We start from the raw sequence: 20224 nt of genomic DNA on the forward strand, positions 1-20224 counted from the left end.
GGCACGTTCTTCCGAGCAGACGAGCAGCCCCCGAAGGCCGGTGCCTTCGGGGGCTGCTCACACAGGCTGACGTCTACCGTGCCGAGTAGCCGAAGGCCACGCCGTTGGCCGGGAGCCCGCCGGAACCGGGCCTGTACGTGGTGGCGGGAGCGACCGTGCCGCCCTGTGTCACGTTGGACATCGGCAGCGTGTAGAGCGCGCCGGTGGCCAAGGGCCCGGAGGGCATGCCCACGTACAGCTTGGTCGCCGTGAAGTGGATGCTCCTGCCCATGTACTGGTTGGCGCCGGGGGGGCCGGGAATGCCGTCGCCGTCGCCGGCCTCGATCCAGCGGTCGTTCGGACCGGCCGATCCGGCCAGCGAGAACGTGTGGACCGCGCCCGCGTTGGCCACGGTGCCGATGTCCTCACCGGGCGTTCCCACGGCGAGCCGCATGGACGCCACGGTGCTCACCGAACCGGGAGCGGTGTTGACTGCGGAGAGGTACTCGCCCATGCGGTCACTGGTCTCGGAGGTGCCGGACACATCGTCCTCCGCCGTGCCCTGCTTGAGCTCGCGCAGATAGCTCCAGGTGCCGTCGGGCTTGATGCGGATCTGCACCACCCGACCCGCGTTGGCGCGGTCCTCGGTGCCGACCGTCACGCTCTCACCGGGCGAACCGATCGCCAGGATCGACTCGGTGGCGGCTGCGGTGCCGCTGGCCCGGAACGGGGCCATGGCCACCGCGTACCCGAACTGGTCACCCGCCTCGGAGCCGCCGGAGATCGCCGCGTTGTCCTGGTCGAGTCCGGCAAGCGGCAAGGGGCGGCCGGAGGAGTCGAAGCGGTTGGCGTCGAGGATCACGACGCCGCCGGCCTTCGCCGTGGTGCCGATGGCCTCGTTGGGGGCGCCGATGGCGATGTAGTTCTGGTCGGCGGCCACGGACCAGCCGAAGAGGTCTCCCGACTCGGGGTCACCGGGAACACCGGCAGAGGACTGGTTCACCGCCAGGCTGGTGGTGCCGTACACGTAGAAGAAGCCGCCCGCCTGCGTGGCCGTGCCGATGGTTTCGCCAGGCAGGCTGATGATCAGGTACGGTCGCCCGGCGTCGTTCACCGCGGCCGCGATCCGGTGGCCCATGCGGTCGCCCGCCTCGGACGTCGAAGCCGCGATCCCGCTGGTACCGGCGCCCTGTTCGAGGTGCGTGGCCTTCAGGGTGCCGGCGCCGAGGCCGCCGGCCGCGCCGTACAGGATGTCGACGAAGCCCGCGTCGGTGGCGGTGCCGACGGTCTCGCTCGGGGTTCCGGCGACCAGGTCGGTGAAGCCGTCCTTGTTCCAGTCGACGGTGGCCAAGGTCTCGCCGAAGTAGTCGTCCGCCTCGGAACCGCCGGGCACCCAGTCCAGGTCCTGGCTGATCTCCGCGGTGCCCTTGCCGCTGCCGTACACGACGCGGATCAGGCCGGCCTTCGCGTCCGTGCCGACCGTGGCCTGGGGGTCGGAGATCGCGATGTCCTCCGCGCCGTCACCGTTGAAGTCGGTCATCCCGGCCGGCTTCGGGGTGGTGCCCCCGCCGCCGAGAGCGGTACCGAGGTCGATCCGCGGAGTGGTGGCACCGGTGTAGATGATGCCCCGGCCGCCGCTCTTCAGCAGGGCCGTCAGGTCGGCGATGCTCTTGGTGGGGAAGGCCTGCTTGAGCACCGCGTACGCACCGGCCACATGCGGCGCGGCCATCGAGGTGCCGTTCTTGGAGGCGTAGGTGCCGCCGGGCACGGCGGAGACGATGCCCGTGCCGGGGGCGAACAGGTCGAGCAGCGGGCCCCTGTTGGTGAAGGCGGACAGCTCGTCGTCGTCGGTGGTCGAGCCGACCGTGACGGCGGAGGAGATGCAGCCGGGCATGCTCACCGCGTCGGTGTGGCCGTTGTTGCCGGCCGCGATCACGGTGGCCACGCCGGCACTCAGCAGGCCGTCCACGACCGGCTTGCGCAGATCACTGTCGCAGGCGGTGGCGTAACGGCCGTTGCCGAGGCTCAGGTTGGCCGCGACGATCGGCGTACCGGCCTGCTTGAGCTTCAGCACGTGCTCAAGGCCCTTGAGCTGGGCGCTCTGGTAGCTGCCCACGCAGGGGACGGCGCCACCGCAGAACTCCTCGGTGGTGAACTGGCTGAAGACCTGGATGGCGACGATGTTGGCGCCGGGCGCCACACCGTTCTTGGGAGCGCCCGTGATGCCGGTGCCGTTGCCCGCGGCGATGCCGGCCACGTGGGTGCCGTGGTCGCAGGCGGTCATGGTCGCGCAGGCGCCGGCCGCGGTGTTGGCGGCACCGGTGCCCTCCTGCGTGTCGGCGCCGTTCGGGCACAGACTGACGATGCCGCTCTCGGCATCGCTCGGCGAGAAGCAGGCCTCGGCCACGACCCGGTTCTTCAGGAACGGGTGGCCGACCTCGACACCGGTGTCCAGGACGGCGATCGTCTGTCCCGTACCGGTCTTGCCGGCCGCGACGGCGTCGTCACCGCCGATGAGCGGGATGCTCTGGTCCAGGGTCGGCGGCTCCACCTTGTCCTCGGTGACGCTGACCACGCCCGGCTTCGCGGCGAGTCGGTCGAGGCCGGTCCGGTCCACCTTGAGGGTGACCACCGGCACGGTCTCGAATTCCTGCTTCGTCTCGCCGGCGGTCGCCGCGTCGGCGACGTCCGCGAGAGTCTCCGTGACGACGTTGACGCGGACCTTGCCGCCGCCCGCGGTCTGGTCGTAGAGCGGCGGGTCGACCGGGTCGGTCGCGGCTTCGGCCGCTGTCGCGGTGCTCGGCGGTGTGACGGCGTGGGCCGGTATCGCGGCGCCTAGGGTCACGGCCGTCATCGCGGTGACGACCGTCGCCCAGATCGTTCTCTTCACTATTGCCTCGGTGAGCAGGGGGCGCGTCATGACTAGGCCTGTGGGGAAGCAGACATGGCACAGCCCGGGGAGATGTGGGGAGCGATGGGGTGAAAGGTCCTGGCGGAACGGGCCGGGGGGCGAGAGGTCTCCGCCACCCGGCCCGTTCACGCCCGAGGAGCGTGCTCCGTCAGGAGGTCGTGCTGCGTGTCGTCAGAAGGTGCGCGGACCCGTGATCAGGTCTTGTTGGCACCGTTCTTCGGGTGGCCCTTCCAGGCCACGGCCTTGAGGTAGACGTACGCGTAGGAGTTGCACTTCCAGCGGACGAAGATGTTGTACGCCTTGCAGCTGTGCGTCTTCATCGTGGAGTAGAAGGCGTTGTCGACGTTCGACTTCTTGCTGCGGTCCAGGTAGTACTTGTAGCCCTTGTACGTGTTGCCGATCAGGCCGTAGCCGTAGTCGTGGGTGTCACACGCGGCCCGGAAGTTGAAGCCGCCCGGGCGGCTGACGTTCGGGCCGGGGGTGCTGCAGCCGTCGTAGAGGATGCCCGCCACGCGGAAGCCGGTCGGCGTGTACCGGAACTTCGGCCAGTGCCAGCCGTAGTGCGCGGCCCACGCGACGCAGCCGCGGTTGAGGTACCACATCCACTCGGTGGCGCGGTTGCAGTAGCGCGGGTAGGCCTGCGGGTCGTTGACCTCACCGGTGGTGAAGTCCCCGGCCGGAGGCGTGGTCGCGGTTCCGTCGCCGGCCGGACCCTGCAGGGGCTCGGTGGCGGACGGCAGGTCGGTGCCGACGGGCGCGGCGTTCGGGGCGGCCGAGTCGGCCGAGCCGGCCGGGAACGTCAGGTCCCACTCACCGTTGGTCGGCGAGGCGACGTCGGAGACGCGCCCCGTCGAGTCGTAGGCGTACGACGAGACCGGGGCGGTGCCCTCGACCGGGTTGGCCACGTTGCGCAGCAGACCCGAGGCGTCGTAGGAGTAGCGCGCCAGCGTCTGCGTGGTGGCACCCGACGTGAGGGTGATCTCCTTCGCGCGGCCCGTGTACTCACCGAGCGCCGTGCCGGTGGCAGTCGTGGCGGTCGAGTACTTGACCGCCAGCGACTGCGCCGGAGCGTCGGCGGTGGCGGGCTCGCTGACCGTGGCGACCCGGCCCTTGGTGTCGTAGGAGACCGTGGCGGTGGGGCCGTCGGCCAGGTTGCCCAGGCTGGTCACACGCCACTTGTCGGTGCCCGGAGCGACCTGCTTCCAGTTGTAGGTCGCCGTGAGGTTGGCGACCCCGATGGCCGCGCCGGCGTCCTCGTCGCCGGTCACGTCGGTGTCCGGGGTGCCGGTGGCCGGAGCGAGGGTCTCGACCGCGGTGGTCACCAGCGTGCCGGTCGCCTCGTTGTACGTGGTGGTCTCGGTGAGCTTGTCGCCGGTGGCGGTCTCGTACTTCTTGACGCCGCCGCCGCTCGGGTAGTCGACGCTGCTCTTCAGGGCGTACGAGACGGAGACCTTCGCGTCGAGGTCGGTGACCACGACGGAGTCGGCCTTCTGCTCCAGCTTGCGGTTGAGCTGGCCCCCCAGGAACCCGGCTTCCCAGCCGGGGCCGAAGACGCCCTGGTCCGGACGGGTCGCGGGCGCCGACTCCGGCCTGGCGACTCCGTCCGCGCCTTCGGTCACCGTGTGGGTACGGCCCATGAGGCCCTCGGCCACATCGGTCTCGTACAGCTCGAAGGACTTCTCCGCGGTGGAGTACAGGCCGGGACCGACCTGCTGGATCTCCCCGTCGGCCAGTGGCGGTTCGACAGTGGCGGCCGCGGCCTGCGGCTGCTCGATGACAGCGGCTCCGGCGGGCTGCTGCGGGAGCATCAGCGCCATGGAGAGTGCGGCCATGACAGGCAGAGCTGTCTTGCGCACGAGTTCCCCCCTCGTGTCGTAGGTGTGCTGCTTGATCGCTGCGGACGGTAGACCGACGCCGATCACGACCACAAGTGGCTTACAAAAAGGGGTAGTTGATTCCGCTTCCTTGCAGCAGTGAAGATCGCCCGGCCGCCGCCCGAGGTTGAGTACGCGTACTCATGTGGTGCGTGCGGCCCGGTCCAAGACTGGGTACATGAAGCGAACCCAAGCCCCGATCAGGGCAGTTGGCACCGAAAAGCGCCGCTGTCGGCGCACCCTCGCGGTGACGGCTCTCACCGCTCTGACCCTGGCCGCCTGCGGCTCCGAGCAGCCGGGTCCCCAGGGGGAGCGGGGCAAGTCCGCCGATGCCGTCTCGGCCAGGAACGACGCGGCCTTCATCAAGACGCTGGACGAGGTGGCACGGGAGTGCCCCCCGCCAGGCACGAAGAGGGAGTCGCCGGCCTCCCCGGAGGGCGAGGCGCCGACCGCTCCGGTGGAGGCGCCGCCCGGCACCACGGTGGAGCCGCCGCCGGGCGGTGCGATCGAGCCCGTCGCCCCCACGGCAGGCCCGGAAGTGGAGCTGGACGCCCGCGACTGGTGCGCCGGCGTCCAGCACGAACAGCGCGTGGCCGAGGCGCTCCTGCAGCTCAAGCGGCCCGATCCCGCCCAGGTCAGGAAGGCGCTGAACGACCTCGGCTACATCGACGAGCGCATCCACGGCCTGAAGCAGTCCGCCGCCGTCACGAAGTTCGCCATCGACCTCCGCGACAAAGGAGGGCGGCTGTGCCTGGACGGCACCGCCAACGGCGAACTGACGGAGGTCGAAGCTTGTGTCGCACCCGAGGACGGAGCGTTCGATATTGCAAATCTTCATCGTCGATCGTGAGTTCGATGTGAGCGAGGTCACACGTTTTACCTCATCTTGAGTGACCGGTCGACAGCATCACGTTACCCATGAATGGGAGATAGTGTCCTAAATCGGCTCTATAGCGGCGAGTTAGGGGGCGCCGGGCCATTGGGGACAGTTGTCCACGGGATGCGCTATCAAGGTTGCGTCAGCAACCAGTCATGCTCGCGGACGGCTGGGTCCACGCCGCTCGATCGCGCCCCAGGAGCTCGCCGACCGGGCGGACACGGCTCCGGTCGCGGTCCCCCTACGGGGCGACCGGGGATCGCAACGACGCCGCACCCCCGCAGACGCCCGGTAAGCGACTCGACCGCTCTCCGCGACACCTGCGAGGCGCCTGCCGAGTCGAGCGGGCCTTACCGGATCCCCGGTCGCGGTCTCTCGCTGGGGAGCGCCCGGGGAGTACGAGCGGCTCCGGGGAGCGTCCGGGGAGAATCGACCGCGTAGATCGGTGCCATCGTGAAAGCCCCGGAGCGGCCGTTCCTCCGCCTCGCCCCCTGGCCTGGCATGGCCAAACGCAAGGCGACACCGGCTGCTCCTCCGGGCGAACCCTTCACACAGCACCCGCCCGTCATGCCGGCCATAAGTCGAGGGCAGACCAATGGAACGGCCGGTCAATGAACGTCGGCTTGCGGTACTCGAGTGGGTGGCAGCCGGGTCCCCTGCCGGCCTCCGGGAGACCAGTTCCTCCAGGCCCCCCGCCAGGCACTGCAGAGCCGGGGTTTGGTTGCGGTCTCCCGGAAGGGCGGGCAGTGGAGTGTCGTCCTGACGAGCACCGGCCGACACCACCTGGCGCACCGCACGTACCCTCCCCGCGGATCGCGCCCGCGGAAGAGCCGGACGGGCGCGCCGCAGCTCCCTTCCATCGGAGCACAGGAAACTCCGGACACCGCGCGAAAGCCAAGCCCTCCTTTCGCCGCTGTGCGCAGGTCGGGAAAGACCCGGAGGCGAAGGAGCCGTACGGGGGCTTGTGTCGGGGCGGGTACGGGATCAAGCTCGTCGACGCCCCCTCCGTCGCCCCCACCAGTACCCGTCCGAGGAATGCCGCAAGGCCGGCGGGTCGCCGACGCCTTCACCGACGCCGGCCTCCAGCACGTCCACCTCGCCGAGACCCCCGACGGCAGCCGGGCCGCCTTCGGCCACCGCCCGCCCCGGACGCCCTCGCCGCCCTCACCCTGGCCCTATCCGCCCTGTGGGCCTATCCGCCCTGTGGGCCCCAAGGCCCTGCCGGGCCGGCGGTGCGGCGCCGAGGACTTCCCCCAGCAGGTGGCCGAGCTGCTGCACTTCCTCGGCGACGACTTCCCGGCCGGCCACCCCTGCGCCGACCGCGTGTACGCCGTGCCGGGGCCCGCCCAGGACCGGCTCAACGGCGTCACCCCCCCCCGGCCGCCTGCCGCCGGTGTGGCTGCTCGGCTCGTCCGGCTACTCCGCGCAGCTCGCCGCCCGGCTCGGCCTGCCGTTCGCCTTCGCCGCGCACTTCAACCCGCGCGATGTCGTGTCAGCCCTGCGCCTGTACCGCGAGCGGTTCACCCCGTCCGAGGCCCTGGCCGAGCCGTACGCGCTGGTCAGTTTCACCGTCGCGGCATCCGACGACGAGCGTGAGGCCCGCCGCCAGGCCGGCACTCTCGCGCACGCCATGCTCCGCATGTTCCAGCGCAAGTCCCACCTGATGCCGTCCCCCGAGGAAGGGGACGCCTGCACCTACGACGCCCAGGAACGCCAGGCCGTCGACAGCTGGCTCACCCACGTCCCGTACGGCACCCCCGAGCAGGTCACCGCCCACCTGGACCAGGTCCAACGCGCCTCCGGCGCCGACGAACTCATGATCGGCAGCGTCGGCCACTCCATCCAGGCCCGGCTGCGCTCCACCGAGCTGATCGCCGACGCCTACGGCATGCCCGGCAGCCCGCACTGACGCGGGACGGGCCCCCGCCCACTGCGAACGCCAGGGCATCCCCATCCTCTCCGACCGCGCGCCTACCAGGGCGCCGGCCCCTGGGGCGCCACCAGACTCGAACGCCCGCCAAGCGGCGAGCTCACCCTCACCCAGCGCACCGTCAACCGGGACCTGGCCGCGGCCGGGTCGGACAGGCCGCGGCCCGACCCTGCCCCGCGTGCACGGCCTATGCGTGTGCGTCCGCCCAGAGGTCCATCGGCACGCACCCCTGGCTGCGGCCGTCGGGGCCCATCATGCGGCCCATGCGCTTGACCCAGCGAAGGGTGACGGCCCGGTTGAGGACGCGCAGGCCCGGGACGGTCTCGGCGAGGCGGGCCTCATAGCGAGCGATGTCGTTGGTTCCGTGGGCCCACACCGCGGCGAGCAGATTGGCCTCGGTGGCCGTGGACGCGGACAGGCGGGTGTCGCGCAGGGCCGCCAGTTCCTCAGCGGCTCTGGCGAGTTCGGCGGGAGGAACACTCATCCACACGGTGAAGCTGGTGTGCCAGCCGGTGTGCGGCTGAGCGGCCTCGCAGCGCAGTACCGCCTTGCCGCTGCCCAGGACCCCGGCCAGCATGCGCCGCACCGTCGCCTCGGGCCGGCCGAGCTCGGCGGCGAGCGAGACGAGGGAGCGGCGCCCGTCGGGAGCGAGCGCGAGGATCAGACGGCGTTCCTCCGGGGTGATGGGACCGGGGTCGGGTCGAGGCCAGGCCCCGGAGCCGGGCAGGCCACGCTGCTGGTCTCGGGAGAGCGAGTCGAACCGCCACCGACTGGCCTCGCGGTACAGGTGCTGCACGAGGTGGGTGCGGGTGCCGGTCACCCCAAGGATCTTGCCGAGGGCGAGGACGTAGTCGGCCATCGCGGCCCTGTGACGGGTGGCGACGGTCAGCAGCAGGTCGCTGGAGCCGGCCACCATCTCCACGCTGAGCGCCTGTGGATGCCGGGCGCACTCGGCGGCGAGGGCCTCGCGGTCCTGCGGCAGGCAGCTGACTTCGATCAACGCCAGAGCGCCGTACGCCACCTGGGACGCGCCGGTGTAGCAGGTGACCCACGCCGTCCCGGAATCCCGCAGTCTGGCCCAGCGTCGCGAGAGGGTCGCCGCGTCCACGCCGAGAGGGCCGGCGAGCTGGGACCAGGGAGCGCGGGGCGCCACCTGAAGGGCGGTGATGAGTTCCAGGTCGAGTTCATCCAGTGTTGAACCGAGGGCGGTCGCGGTCGTCGCCCAAGGCACGCTTGTTGCGCATTCCCGCATCAGATCCACCTCCGGAGACGGATTCTTGCAATTCCGGGGTGTCGCCGGAAGGGGGCTGATCCTGTAGCCCACCTCACACCGCCTCCTCCTCCCCGGAGTCTCGTCATGCACCGTCCCCCGTTCCTGAGTGGCGCCATCGCGGTCGCCACCGCCTCGCTGTTGACCTCCGCCTGTACGACCGGATCCAGTCCCTCCGCGGAAGGCGGCAGCGCGGTCGGCGCCCAGGGCGGGGGGACCGTCAGGCTCGCTCTCACGTCGGACGTGACGACGTTCGATCCGATCAGGCAGCAGGCGGCGAGCGACTTCGTCGTGGGTCGCCTGATGTACGAGACTCTGGTCGGCCAGGACGACGGCGGTGCCATCGTGCCCCGGCTCGCCCGGACGTGGGAGCAGTCCCCGACCGGCGTGACCTTCACCCTGAAGAAGGGTGTGACCTGCTCGGACGGCAAGCCGCTGACCGCGTCGCAGGTCGCCGCCTCGCTCACCCGGTACCGGACGACCTCGGCCGGCGCCGCGATGACCTTCGGTCCGGGCAACACCGGCGAGGGGACCACGATCACCGGCGACGACAAGGCCGGCACCGTCGGCATCGAACTGGCCGTTCCGTGGGGCGAGCTCCTCCCGGGCCTGGCGAACAGCACCACTGGTGTCGTCTGCTCCCCGGGTCTCACCGCCGGGGACCGGCTCGGCACAGGTGCCGTGGCGGGTGCGGGCACCGGTCCGTACGAGCTGGTGGGGGCCGAGCGCGGATCGGCGTACGAGCTGAAGCTGCGAAAGGGTTACGACGCCTGGCCTCAGTACGCGGCGATGCCCCCGGGCAGGCCGGCGGGCACCTTGAAGGTGTCGGTCGTGAGGAACGAGTCGACGCTCGCCAACCAGCTCCAGACGGGGGCCGTCGACTTCGGGGCGTTCACCGGACCCGACGCGGCCCGCTTCGGCAAGGACGGCTTCACGATCGAGGCGGCTCCCCTCATCCGCAACTTCGTCGCCTTCAACCAGCGCGAGGGCCATCCGGGCGCTGACCCGGAGCTCCGCAGGGCGGTGGCGCAGGCGATCGACGCGAACGCGTTCAACAAGGTCTTCGGCGGCACGGGCCAGGTCATGACCTCGTACGTGGACGCCAAGGCGCCCTGTGTCTCCACCGACCCGTCCCTCCTCACGAAGACGGACCCGGCCGCCGCGAAGAAGGCCCTCAGCGGCGTGAAGATCAAGCTGGTCGGCTCCAACGCCGTCGGCCAGGGCGCCGGCAACACCTACGTCCAGGAGGCGCTGCGCGCCGCCGGTGCCGACGTGAAGCTCATGAACGCCGACAACGGCACCTGGTCCACACAGGTCACCGGCAACCAGGGCGACTGGGACCTCACGGTCTTCCCGATGATCTATGGACAGCTGGCGCGCGGCGGCGTCCACTTCATCGGCGCCGAACCGGCCGAGGGCCGCAACTTCGGTGCCGTCGACAACAAGGCGTTTCTCGCCGGGTACGGGGCGGCGACCACCACCGTCGACCAGAAGGCCAAGTGCGCCGCATGGCAGAAGGCACAGAAGGCCCTCCTTCAGGCGAACGACGTGGTGCCGCTCGCCACCGTCAACGTCCACTACGTCTTCCGCGCGGGCGTCTCTGCCGCCACCCCGGCAGGCGCCTTCGACCCCGTCACGCTGCGGATCGCCGAGTGACGGCGGCACCGGCGCACGCCCCTGCACCAGCGGCCGGAAAGGGCGCGGGGCCGCAGCGGTCCGCGCCTCGCCGTGGCCTCGCTCCCGGCCCGTGGGGCACCTTCCTGCTGCGGAGGCTGGCCGGTCTCGTCGCCGTCGCGGCCACCCTGGTCGTCGTCACGTTCCTGATCGTCCAGCTCATTCCCGGCGACCCGGCCCGCGTGCTGGCCGGCGCCGACGCCTCGCCCGCGGACATCGAGCGGCTGCGCGGCCGACTGGGACTCGATCAGACTCTGTCCACCCGGTTCGCGGACTACGCGGGCGGACTCCTCCACGGCGACCTCGGCCTGTCGTTCCAGACGCGTGAACCGGTCGCCGACATCATCGCCACCCGGTTGCCCTTCACCGCCGAACTCGCCGTCCTCGCCATCGTGGTGGTACTGCTCGTCGCCGTTCCGCTGGGCCTGGCGATCGCCGTGCGCGGAAGCCGCCGTACGGACGGCGCGTTCACGTTCGCCACCTCGCTGATGGGTGCGACCCCCGAGTACGTCATCGGCACCCTGCTGGTGCTCGTCCTCGCGGTCACCCTGGGTGCCTTTCCCGCAGCGGGCGCCGAGACGCTGACGTCCCTGGTCCTGCCCGTGGCGGCGATAGCCCTGCCCGGAAGCTGTGTGATGGCGCGTATCGTGCGCCGCGAGGCCGCCTCCGTACTCGCCCAGGACTACATGCGTACCGCGCGCGGACGCCGGCTGCCGCCGCTCACGCTGTACACCCGGCACGCCCTGCCCAATCTGCTCACCGCCACCCTGACCCTCGGCGGACTCATCCTCGCCTCCCTCCTCGGCGGCACCGTGATCGTCGAGTCCGTCTTCGCCTGGCCGGGCATGGGCCAGCGCGTCGTCGAGGCGATCCTGGCCCGCGACTACCCGGTCATCCAGGGCTGCGTGCTCGTCCTCGGGTTGCTCGCGGCCCTTCTCAACCTCGTGGTCGACGTGGTGCTCGCGCTGCTCGACCCACGCACTCTGGCCGGAAAGGGTGGTCACTGATGCGTACGGCATCCCCGAGCCCCGCGTCCCCCCGCTCCCCCCGCTCCCCGCGCTCCCCGCGCCGGAACCCGGCCCTGTGGGCCGGGGTGACCGGCCTGGCCCTGATCACCGTGCTGGGGGTGATCGGTCCCCTGGTCTGGAACGACACGGCGACCGCACTGTCCGGTGCCGCCCGTGAGGGCGTCAGCGCCGAGCACTGGCTCGGCACCGACGCCCTCGGCCGCGACGTCCTCGCCCGCACCCTCGTCGCCACCCGGCTCACCCTGCTGATGACCCTGGCCGCCACCGCGATCGCGGGCGCCGCAGGCATCCTGCTCGGCACGGTGGTGTGGGTGTCGGGGCCGCGGGTACGCGAGTTCGGGCTGCGTCTCATCGACGTGATGGTGTCCTATCCCGCGCTGATCCTGGCGTTGGTCGTCTCGGCCGTGCTCGGCGCGGGCCCGACGGCGGCCGTCGTCTCGATCGGCCTCGGCGGCTGCCCGGCCTTCGCCCGGCTCACCGCCAACATGGCCGCCTCGGTGGCCCAGCGGGACTTCGTCTCGACGGCGCGGCTGATGGGCGTACCGCCCCACCGGGTACTGGCGCGGCACCTGCTGCCGAACATCGCGGGTCCCCTGCTCGTCCTGCTGTCGGTGGCGTTCGCCCAGGTCCTGACCGCCTTGTCCGGGCTGTCGTTCCTGGGGCTCGGTGTGCAGTCACCGGAGTACGACTGGGGCGCGCTGCTGAGTACCGGACTGGAGGCGCTGTACACCAACCCGGCGGAGGCGATCGGCCCCGCCGTCGCGATCACGGTGACGGGCGTCCTCGCCTCCTTCGTGGGCGACGGGCTCGCCGCCGGGTCCGACCCCCGCGGCGGCCCGGTGGCCACGGCGGCCGCGCGGCCCGCCGAGCGCCCCGAACCGTCCGGGCGCGCGCCGGATAACGCACTGCTCACCGTGGACGGACTGAGCGTCGAACGTCCCGACGGGACCCGGCTCGTGGACGGAGTCTCCTTCCACGTCATGCCCGGCGAGATCGTCGGCCTGGTCGGCGAGTCCGGTTCCGGCAAGTCCCTCACCGCGATGACGGTGGCCCGTTTGCTGCCGGACGGACTCACCTCCCACGCCGCCCGTCTCGTCCTGGACGACCTGGACCTGGACGCGTGCCGCGTCGACGCGGCACGCCTGGCCACCGAGGTCGGCATCGTCTTCCAGGACCCGTCGGCGTCCTTCAATCCGGCCCTGCGCATCGGCGGCCAGCTCACCGAGGTGCTCCGCACCCACCAGGGAGTGAGCAGGGCACACGCGCGGGCCAAGGCGATCGAGGCGCTGGAGAAGGTGCGCATCCTGAACCCGGAGGTCGTGGCACGGCAGTACCCGCACGAACTGTCCGGCGGAATGCGGCAGCGCGCGATGATCGCCTCCGCCGTCCTGCCGGGCCCGAAGCTGATCGTGGCCGACGAGCCGACCACGGCACTCGACGTGACGGTCCAGGCCGAAGTCCTGGACCTGCTGCGCGAAACCAACCGACACCGTGGTACCGGCATGCTGTTCATCTCCCACGACATCGGCGTCGTGAGCACCCTGTGCCACCGGATCGTCGTGATGTACGCCGGCCGGGTGGTGGAAGAGCTCTCGGCACGCGACCTGCGGGCCGGGCAGGCCCGGCACCCCTACACCAAGGCCCTGTTGGCAGCCGCCCCCCGCCTCGCCGACCACGAGGACGACGCCCTGGACGAGGCAGGCCGACGCCGACCGCTCGCCACCATCGCGGGTCGGCCCCCGGCCGCGGCCGAGCGCCCGGCGGGCTGCGCGTTCGCCACCCGCTGCCCTCTCGTCCACCAGAGATGCACCCACGAACTCCCGGTGACGCGCGACGGCGTGGCCTGCCATGCCGTCGCGTCCAGCACCCTGGCCGCGAGCGCGCGGGACGACGCGTGACCGCCGTGCCCCACACACCTGGAGGTGACCCCCGCATGACGTACAAGCTCGCGGTCGAGGACCTGACCGTGGTCTTCGGACACGGCTCGCGCGCAAGGACCGTCCTCGACCGGGTGTCGGTGGGCGTCCGGGCCGGGCAAACGCTCGGCCTGGTCGGTGAGTCCGGGTCGGGGAAGTCCACCGTCGCCAAGACGATCGTCGGCATCAACCGACCCCGCACGGGCCGGATCACGCTCGACGGCCGGGACCTCGCTGGGCTCAAGGGGCGGGACCTCACGGCCGTGCGCCGCCGGATCCAGCTCGTCTCGCAGGACCCGTACGCCTCCCTCAACCCGCGCATGACGGTGGGCCAGGCGATCGCGGAGGCCGTCGACCCGGTGCGCGCCGACGCGAGGAGACACGCGGGCACCGTGGCGCGCTGGCTGGAGACGGTGGCGCTGGACGCCTCCACCGCGGACCGCTACCCGCACGAGTTCTCCGGCGGCCAGCGGCAGCGCATCGCCGTCGCCCGCGCCCTCGCCGTCGAACCCGAAGTCGTCATCGCGGACGAGATCACCTCCGCGCTCGACTGCTCGGTCCAGGCCGAAGTCCTCAACCTCCTGGCCGAGTTGAGGCGGACCCTCGATCTCACCATGGTGTTCATCTCGCACGACCTGGCCGTCGTCCGACACGTCAGCGACGAGGTGGCCGTGCTGCGGCACGGCGAACTCGTCGAGCAGGGCCCGTGCCGCGAGGTCTACCGCGCCCCGTCCCACCCGTACACACGCCGGCTGCTCACGAGCGTGCCGAGCCCGACCGACGCCGGCCAGGAGAGTGCCACATGACCGCAGCCCCCCTCACCCGCGACCTCACCGCCGGCCTCAAGGCGGCCGAACTGGAGGACTTCTACCGCGACCTGCACCGCCACCCCGAACTGTCCATGCGGGAACACCGCACCGCTGAGAGGCTCGCCGCACGGCTGCGCGCCGCGGGCTTCGAGACGACCGAGGGGGTCGGAGGGACGGGCGTCGTCGGCGTCCTGCGCAACGGCGACGGCCCCACCGTCATGCTGCGCGGCGACATGGACGCCCTACCGGTACGGGAAGCCACCGGCTTGGCGTACGCCTCCGAATACGACGGTGTCATGCACGCCTGCGGACACGATCTGCACGTCACCTGGCTCGTGGGCGCAGCCGAGACGCTCGCCGCCGGGCGCGACACCTGGGCGGGAACGCTCGTGATCGTGGGCCAGCCCGGCGAGGAGACCGGCGAAGGCGCGCGGGCCATGGTCACGGACGGACTGCACACCCGCTTCCCGCGTCCCGACGCGGTCTTCGGACAGCACGTGGCCCCCGGCCCGGCGGGCCTCTACGCGCACACCCCCGGCCTGATCATGTCCGCATGCGCCGAGGTCGACATCGTCATCCACGGCACCGGCGGCCACGGCTCACGTCCCGAGGCCACCGTCGACCCGATCGTGACGGCCGCTTACGTCGTCGCCCGACTCCAGACCGTCGTCGCCCGGGAGATCCCGGCCAAGGAGTCGGCCGTCCTGACGGTCGGCCGGATACACGCGGGCAGCAAGAACAACATCATCCCCGCCGAGGCCCGTCTCGGCCTCACCCTGCGCAGCCAGTCTCCCCGGGTGCAGGAGCAGCTGGTGGCGGGCATCCGGCGCATCGTGGCGGGCGAGTGTGCGGCGGCGGGCTGCGCGAAGCCACCGGACATCACCGTCGGCGGCGAGTTCCCGGTCACCGTCAACGACGCGGCACTCGACCGGGAGGTGGCCGCCGTCCACACCGAGCTGTTCGGCGCGGGCAGCGTCCTCGACTTCGGCCCGGCGATGGGCAGCGAGGACTTCTCCCTGCTCGCGCCCGACGGGGTTCCGTACGACTTCTGGCACGTACCGGCGACCCCGGACGGCCTCTGGGCCGACGCACCGGGAGCGGACCTCGTGGAGAAGTTCGGGAACGTCCCCGGCAACCACAGCCCGCTCTTCGCCCCCGATCCGGCCGTGATCGTCCCGGGCGTCCAGGCCATGGTGGCCGCGGCCCTCACCCGCCTCACCCACTGAACTCCGCGACCGCGGCCCGGGCACCTGACTTCCACCTCGGCCCGTCTCACCCGTCAGGCCCCACGCCCGGGCACCGGCCCCTCATCCCGGTCCGCCGATCGCCTCGGCCGGCCACCACCGGCGCACCTGCCACGTACTTCCCGCCCCGTCAGTCCCTCCGGAAGGCAGCTTCCCGTGAACACCCCTGAGACCGATCCGCTCTGGCCGGCATACGACGAGCCGGACGACCTGAAGAGGATCGAGTCCGTCCCGCTCCAGGACCGCGGCCTGCCCGGCACCACCTACCAAGTCCTGGTCCGCGCCGCCGCCCTGTGGCCGGACCGGCCCGCTCTCACCGCCCTGCCCGACGCGGAACGCTGGTCGCACGGCGAAGCCACCACCTTCGCCCAGCTGCGTGACCAGGTGCACCGCGTCGCCAACCTCTTCCACGCGTATGGCGTCCGCCGCACCACCGCGGTGGGCCTTCTCACGCCCCACACCGCTCTGCTGCCCGCCGCACTCCTGGCCGCCCAACTGACAGGTGTCGCGGCACCCGTCAACCCGGCTCTCACCACCGGGCACGTCGAACGGCTCCTGCGCCTGAGCGGGGCACGGATCCTGGTCGCGGCCGGACCGGAACTCGACCCCGCCGCATGGCGGTCGGCTCGGACCGTCGCCGCGTCGCTCCGCTGCACCGCCCTGTTCGCGCTGCGTCCCGTCGGGGCGCCCGGTGCCGCGCCCGCCCTCGAACCGGTCGACGGGGTCGAGGTCGGCTATCTACACCTCGCGGCCGCTGACCGGCCGGCCGAGCTCCATCCAGGCGTGGTGCCTCCCCGGGCCGGTGACCTGGCCGCCTACTTCCACACCGGGGGCACCACGGGCGCCCCCAAGCTGGCAGCGCACACCCACGCGAACGAGGTGACCGACGCCTGGATGATCGCGGCGAACAGCATGCTGGCCCCCGACTCCGTCGTGTTCGCCGGCCTTCCGCTGTTCCACGTCAACGCCTTGGTCGTCACCCTTCTCGCGCCCCTGCTGCGTGGCCGGCACAGTGTGTGGGCCGGGCCGCTCGGATACCGCGAGCCGGCGCTCTTCCGGCACTTCTGGAAGATCGTCGAACACTTCCACATCGCCACCCTGTCCGCGGTGCCGACCGTCTACGCAGCACTCGCCCGGATACCGGTCGACGCCGACATCAGCTCCCTCCGCTTCGCCGTCGTCGGAGCCTCCCCCCTCCCCACCACCGTGCGCGAGGCGTTCGAGCGCCACACGGGCGTGCCCCTGTGCCAGGGGTACGGACTGACCGAGGCCACCTGCGGGACCACCCGGAGCTTCCTGGGCGAACACAGCCGGCCCGAAGCGGCCGGCCAGCGCCTGCCCTACGTGCGGGTCAAGACCATCCGCGTTGACGGCGACGGCCAGTGGCACGACCTGCCGCACGGAGAGCCGGGTGTTCTCGCCGTCAGCGGACCCACCGTCTTCCCCGGCTACGTCGTCGACCGCGACGCCCGAGGCCCACATCTGGACACCCTCGGCTCCGTCCGCCTCGGCTGGCTCAACACCGGCGACCTCGCCCGGGTGGATCCCGACGGGTTCGTGTCCCTGCTCGGCCGCGCAAAGGACCTGATCATCCGTGGCGGCCACAACATCGACCCCGCCGTCATCGAGGACGCGCTCCTCGGGCACCCGGCCGTCACCGGCGCGAGCGCCGTCGGCCGCCCCGACCCGCACTCCGGAGAAGTGCCCGTCGCCTACGTCACCCTCGCCCCGGGAACCGGCGCCATCCGATCCGAGGAGCTGATCGCATTCGCCGCACAGCACGTACCCGAGCGTGCGGCGACCCCCAAGGACGTCGTCGTCCTGCCCGAACTGCCGCTGACCGACGTCGGCAAACCCTCGAAGGTCCCCCTACGCCTCGACGCCACCCGCCGCGCCGTGGCCCTCGCCCTGGCCGACCTCGGCACCGGCATCGGTCACGAGCAGATTCACTGCGTCCTCGCGGACGGTCGCACCGCGGTCACCCTTCCCCCCGTAACCGGATCACCCGGCCTGCGGAGCCGGATCTCCGCCCGACTCGCCCAGTACGGCCTGGACTCGACGTTCGCCGATCCCAGCCACTGACGAATCCCAGCCTCACCCTCGCGTTCCCTCGGACCAGGGTGACGCGTGCTTCGACAGATGGCTACGCCTCCTGGCCGCTCCGGATCACCGCTCACCTCGTCAGACACTTCGAAGCACAGGAAGCGGCATGGCGTCACGCCAACCGATTCTCGGAGTACGTGAGCGCCGTACGCATGCGAGTCGAGACCATGCCACAGAGGCAGGGCCGAACCGAAGGCGAGGCCCGGATCGACTGGATGGCAGCCACCGTCGAGCGCCTCGACCCGTTGAAGCACACCATCCCGACCACACGACATCCACGAACCACGAGCCGACGATCTCAGGCCCATTCTCGGGCGCTGGAGCCCGTACGGCCCCTGACGCAACACGCATCGGACACCCCACCGAGCGTCAGAACGTCACTGCCGAGAAGCCGATGGGGCAGGGGCGGCCAACGGCTCGGCAGCCAGCGCCCCAGCCACTTCAAGCTGCCCACCGTGACACACCTGAGGGCTCCGCCCGGCAGTCGCCAATCACACGTGACGACTCATCGGAAAACGCGCCGTTCGTGCGTCAGACGTGCGTCAGACGTGCGTCGAGATATCGCACCTAACGCACGTAACGCCCACCACGCACACTCGGAGAAACCGCAGGTCAGGCGTCCTTCTTGACCGGCTCCAGGATCGCCACGCACTCCACGTGGCGCGTCACAAGAAACAGGTCCACACAAAACAGCTCAAAGAAAACCACAGGTCAGCGACAGGCGAGACGCAAAACGGACGCAAGATCAATGGGCATCACGTGCGCGATGGGCGTTACGTGCGATCACTGACGCACGGTCGACAACACCGGCCTGCTCACCGACCTGCTCGGCCCGGCCGCCCTGAACACGCTGTGCCCGCCACCCGCTCCCCTCGGCGCGCTCCGCGGATCGAGCCCGTCACCCAGACCATCGCCCAGGCCGCTGCCGCCGCCCAGAGCCCCCTGCTCCTCCCCTTCGCAACCCTCGGCCTCGCCCTCGTCGGCGCGCCCTCGCTGCTCCCGCCCACGCCGCCGACGGCAAGGGACCCCAGACATCCCGGGCTTCATCAAGGACGGCCCACAGGCAGCAGTCGAGGGGGCTGCCCCTCCAGCTCCCCCCGCTCCCTGACGGCGGCAAGTAGCCGGACGCCCCGACCAGATGGCTTGCGCCGTTCTGTCAGCCTGTCGCCTGCCTGGTCCATTCCCCGTCGGAGCGACGGCTGTTCGGTCCGGAGAGGGCGTCCAAGCCCCCGCGGACTTTCCTCTTCGGGGCCGCCCTCCCGCCCGCTTGGCGCCCCGGCCTCGGACTGGTGGGCTCGCATGTTGCGGTGTCGCGTATTCGCGAGCCCCTCGACGTGCCGGACACGGTGAGTGATCGCTTGGGGATCGTGGCGATCGCGGGCAACTACCAGAGCCAGCGGTCGAGGAACTCGGCCCAGATGAACCCGTTATAGCCGTCGAAGGCAGGTGGATCGATCTTCTTGAGTTCATCAGCGAGCATGCTGAGCTCGGCCAGGGCTTCGTCCTCGCGGTCATCCGGATCGCTCAGGATCTCGGACTCGCTGACGTGCAGGCCGTAGTGGTGGAGGGTCCGCAGTCACAGGTCGATGGAGACGCTCCTCGTCGCGGCCGACGACTGAGTCGGCATGGCTGCTGTGGAAGACGCCTGAGAGATCAAGGACGGAGCCACAGTCGAAGTGCGGCCAGAGTCACCGTGCCGTGGAAAACGTAGGCCCTCTTGTCATATCGAGTCGCTACAGCCCTGGACCCCTTGAGCGCGTTGATGCACCGCTCGACCTCGTTTCTGCGGGTATGTCGGGCCCGGTCGAAGGCAGTAGGGTGACCGCCTCGGCTCCCGCGCCGCCAGCGGTTGGCTCGTTGGTCACGACGCTCGGGGATCGTGTGCTGGATCTGCCGTCGCCGCAGGCATTGGCGATTCCGACGCGAGCTGTACGCCTTGTCCCCACATACGTGGTCCGGTCTCGTACGCGGGCGGCCACCGGCTGGACGCGGAACTCGGATGCGATCCAAGACCGTGATCAACTACGGAGCGTCGCCCCACTGCCCTGGGGTTATCAGGACGGCCAGTGGGCGTCGGCTCCCGTCACTGGCCAGGTGAATCTTCGTCGTGAGACCACCCCGTGAACGGCCGACCGCGTCGTCAGATCGGTGCTCGGCGGGGCGGCGGCGTCGCCCTGGCACTCGGGCTGGCCTGCGACGAGCCCCGGCGGCATGCTGATGAGCTCGGCACACCGTGGAGTCCACGCTCACCACACTCCAGTCGATCCGGCCCGCGGCGTCGGCGTCGGCGTCGGCGAGGATGGCACGCAAGATCCTCTCCCACGTACCATCGGCGGACCACCTGCGATGCCGGTCATAGACCGTCCGCCACTTCCCGAAGTGAGATGGCAGGTCCCGCCAAGGTAGGCCAGTGCGCAACCGGAAGAGAATTCCATTGATCACGCGCCGGTGACAGTGCCAACGCCCGCCTCGTCCGACATGCGTCGGCAGGTGCGGTTCCAGCTGAGCCCACTCGTCATCGGAAAGATCACCCCGCCCCACATCAAGCGGAACGATCCAACCTCCGGCGAGTCACTCGACCCATCGGACACGTCCTGGGTCGGCCGGGC

General features: G+C 71.1%; 11 protein-coding genes and 2 pseudogenes. 9 read left to right on the plus strand and 4 right to left on the minus strand.

What is annotated here, in order from left to right:
• Positions 1-73 precede the first annotated feature (73 nt).
• The gene (locus ACFWUY_RS33865; protein ID WP_384118906.1) at positions 74-2899 is read right to left on the minus strand and encodes a S8 family serine peptidase; all 2826 of its coding nucleotides are present in this window, start codon (positions 2897-2899) and stop codon (positions 74-76) included.
• Positions 2900-3084: 185 nt separating this feature from the next.
• Positions 3085-4746, minus strand: a complete 1662-nt coding sequence (locus tag ACFWUY_RS33870) for a phospholipase A2 (RefSeq protein ID WP_384118908.1) — start codon at positions 4744-4746, stop codon at positions 3085-3087.
• A 196-nt stretch (positions 4747-4942) separates the two neighbouring features.
• On the opposite strand from ACFWUY_RS33870, the gene ACFWUY_RS33875 reads away from it, so the two are divergent.
• The 3 genes and pseudogenes from ACFWUY_RS33875 to ACFWUY_RS33885 form a co-directional block, all read left to right on the plus strand.
• Positions 4943-5614 (plus strand): hypothetical protein, encoded by a 672-nt coding sequence (locus ACFWUY_RS33875; protein WP_384118910.1) that lies wholly within the window; start codon positions 4943-4945, stop codon positions 5612-5614.
• A gap of 1420 nt (positions 5615-7034) precedes the next feature.
• Positions 7035-7550: an LLM class flavin-dependent oxidoreductase gene (locus ACFWUY_RS33880; protein WP_384118912.1), complete on the plus strand. Its 516-nt coding sequence runs from the start codon at positions 7035-7037 to the stop codon at positions 7548-7550.
• 22 nt (positions 7551-7572) lie between these two features.
• Positions 7573-7715: pseudogene (locus ACFWUY_RS33885) on the plus strand (IS5/IS1182 family transposase); the annotation flags it as partial.
• 43 nt (positions 7716-7758) lie between these two features.
• Here ACFWUY_RS33885 and ACFWUY_RS33890 read toward each other — a convergent pair.
• A complete protein-coding gene (locus ACFWUY_RS33890) occupies positions 7759-8802 on the minus strand; it encodes an AsnC family transcriptional regulator (protein WP_384118915.1) in 1044 nt (347 codons plus the stop codon).
• Between the two features lie 126 nt (positions 8803-8928).
• Between ACFWUY_RS33890 and ACFWUY_RS33895 the strand changes: the two genes are divergently transcribed.
• From ACFWUY_RS33895 to ACFWUY_RS33920, 6 genes are all read left to right on the plus strand, one after another.
• Entirely contained in the window at positions 8929-10497 is a 1569-nt protein-coding gene (locus ACFWUY_RS33895) for an ABC transporter substrate-binding protein (RefSeq protein ID WP_384118918.1), read from the plus strand.
• Positions 10494-11522, plus strand: coding sequence for an ABC transporter permease (locus ACFWUY_RS33900; RefSeq protein ID WP_384118921.1), 1029 nt, complete (start codon positions 10494-10496; stop codon positions 11520-11522). Before ACFWUY_RS33895 ends, ACFWUY_RS33900 begins: the two co-directional genes overlap by 4 nt.
• Positions 11522-13441, plus strand: a complete 1920-nt coding sequence (locus tag ACFWUY_RS33905) for a dipeptide/oligopeptide/nickel ABC transporter permease/ATP-binding protein (protein ID WP_384118922.1) — start codon at positions 11522-11524, stop codon at positions 13439-13441. The genes ACFWUY_RS33900 and ACFWUY_RS33905 overlap by 1 nt, the downstream gene beginning before the upstream one ends.
• Positions 13442-13476: 35 nt before the next feature.
• Positions 13477-14265, plus strand: coding sequence for an ATP-binding cassette domain-containing protein (locus ACFWUY_RS33910; RefSeq protein WP_384118925.1), 789 nt, complete (start codon positions 13477-13479; stop codon positions 14263-14265).
• Positions 14262-15494 carry an amidohydrolase gene (locus ACFWUY_RS33915; RefSeq protein WP_384118927.1) on the plus strand — a complete coding sequence of 411 codons (1233 nt, stop codon included), beginning with the start codon at positions 14262-14264 and terminating at the stop codon, positions 15492-15494. The genes ACFWUY_RS33910 and ACFWUY_RS33915 overlap by 4 nt, the downstream gene beginning before the upstream one ends.
• Positions 15495-15668: 174 nt before the next feature.
• Entirely contained in the window at positions 15669-17594 is a 1926-nt protein-coding gene (locus ACFWUY_RS33920; RefSeq protein ID WP_384118929.1) for an acyl-CoA synthetase, read from the plus strand.
• A 1674-nt stretch (positions 17595-19268) separates the two neighbouring features.
• On the opposite strand, the pseudogene ACFWUY_RS33925 reads toward ACFWUY_RS33920, so the two are convergent.
• Positions 19269-20156: pseudogene (locus ACFWUY_RS33925) on the minus strand (IS5 family transposase).
• Between the last annotated feature and the right edge of the window lie 68 nt (positions 20157-20224).

The sequence above is a fragment of the Streptomyces sp. NPDC058664 genome (genome assembly GCF_042716635.1).
Taxonomy (GTDB): Bacteria; Actinomycetota; Actinomycetes; order Streptomycetales; family Streptomycetaceae; genus Streptomyces.

What these genes read in the sequence shown, in the direction of transcription:
- ACFWUY_RS33915 (WP_384118927.1), top strand. Translation starts at nt 14,262, where the DNA reads ATGACCGCAGCCCCCCTCACCCGCGACCTCACCGCCGGCCTCAAGGCG.
- ACFWUY_RS33905 (WP_384118922.1), top strand. Translation starts at nt 11,522, where the DNA reads ATGCGTACGGCATCCCCGAGCCCCGCGTCCCCCCGCTCCCCCCGCTCC.
- ACFWUY_RS33895 (WP_384118918.1), top strand. Translation starts at nt 8,929, where the DNA reads ATGCACCGTCCCCCGTTCCTGAGTGGCGCCATCGCGGTCGCCACCGCC.
- ACFWUY_RS33910 (WP_384118925.1), top strand. Translation starts at nt 13,477, where the DNA reads ATGACGTACAAGCTCGCGGTCGAGGACCTGACCGTGGTCTTCGGACAC.
- ACFWUY_RS33875 (WP_384118910.1), top strand. Translation starts at nt 4,943, where the DNA reads ATGAAGCGAACCCAAGCCCCGATCAGGGCAGTTGGCACCGAAAAGCGC.
- ACFWUY_RS33865 (WP_384118906.1), bottom strand. Translation starts at nt 2,899, where the DNA reads ATGACGCGCCCCCTGCTCACCGAGGCAATAGTGAAGAGAACGATCTGG.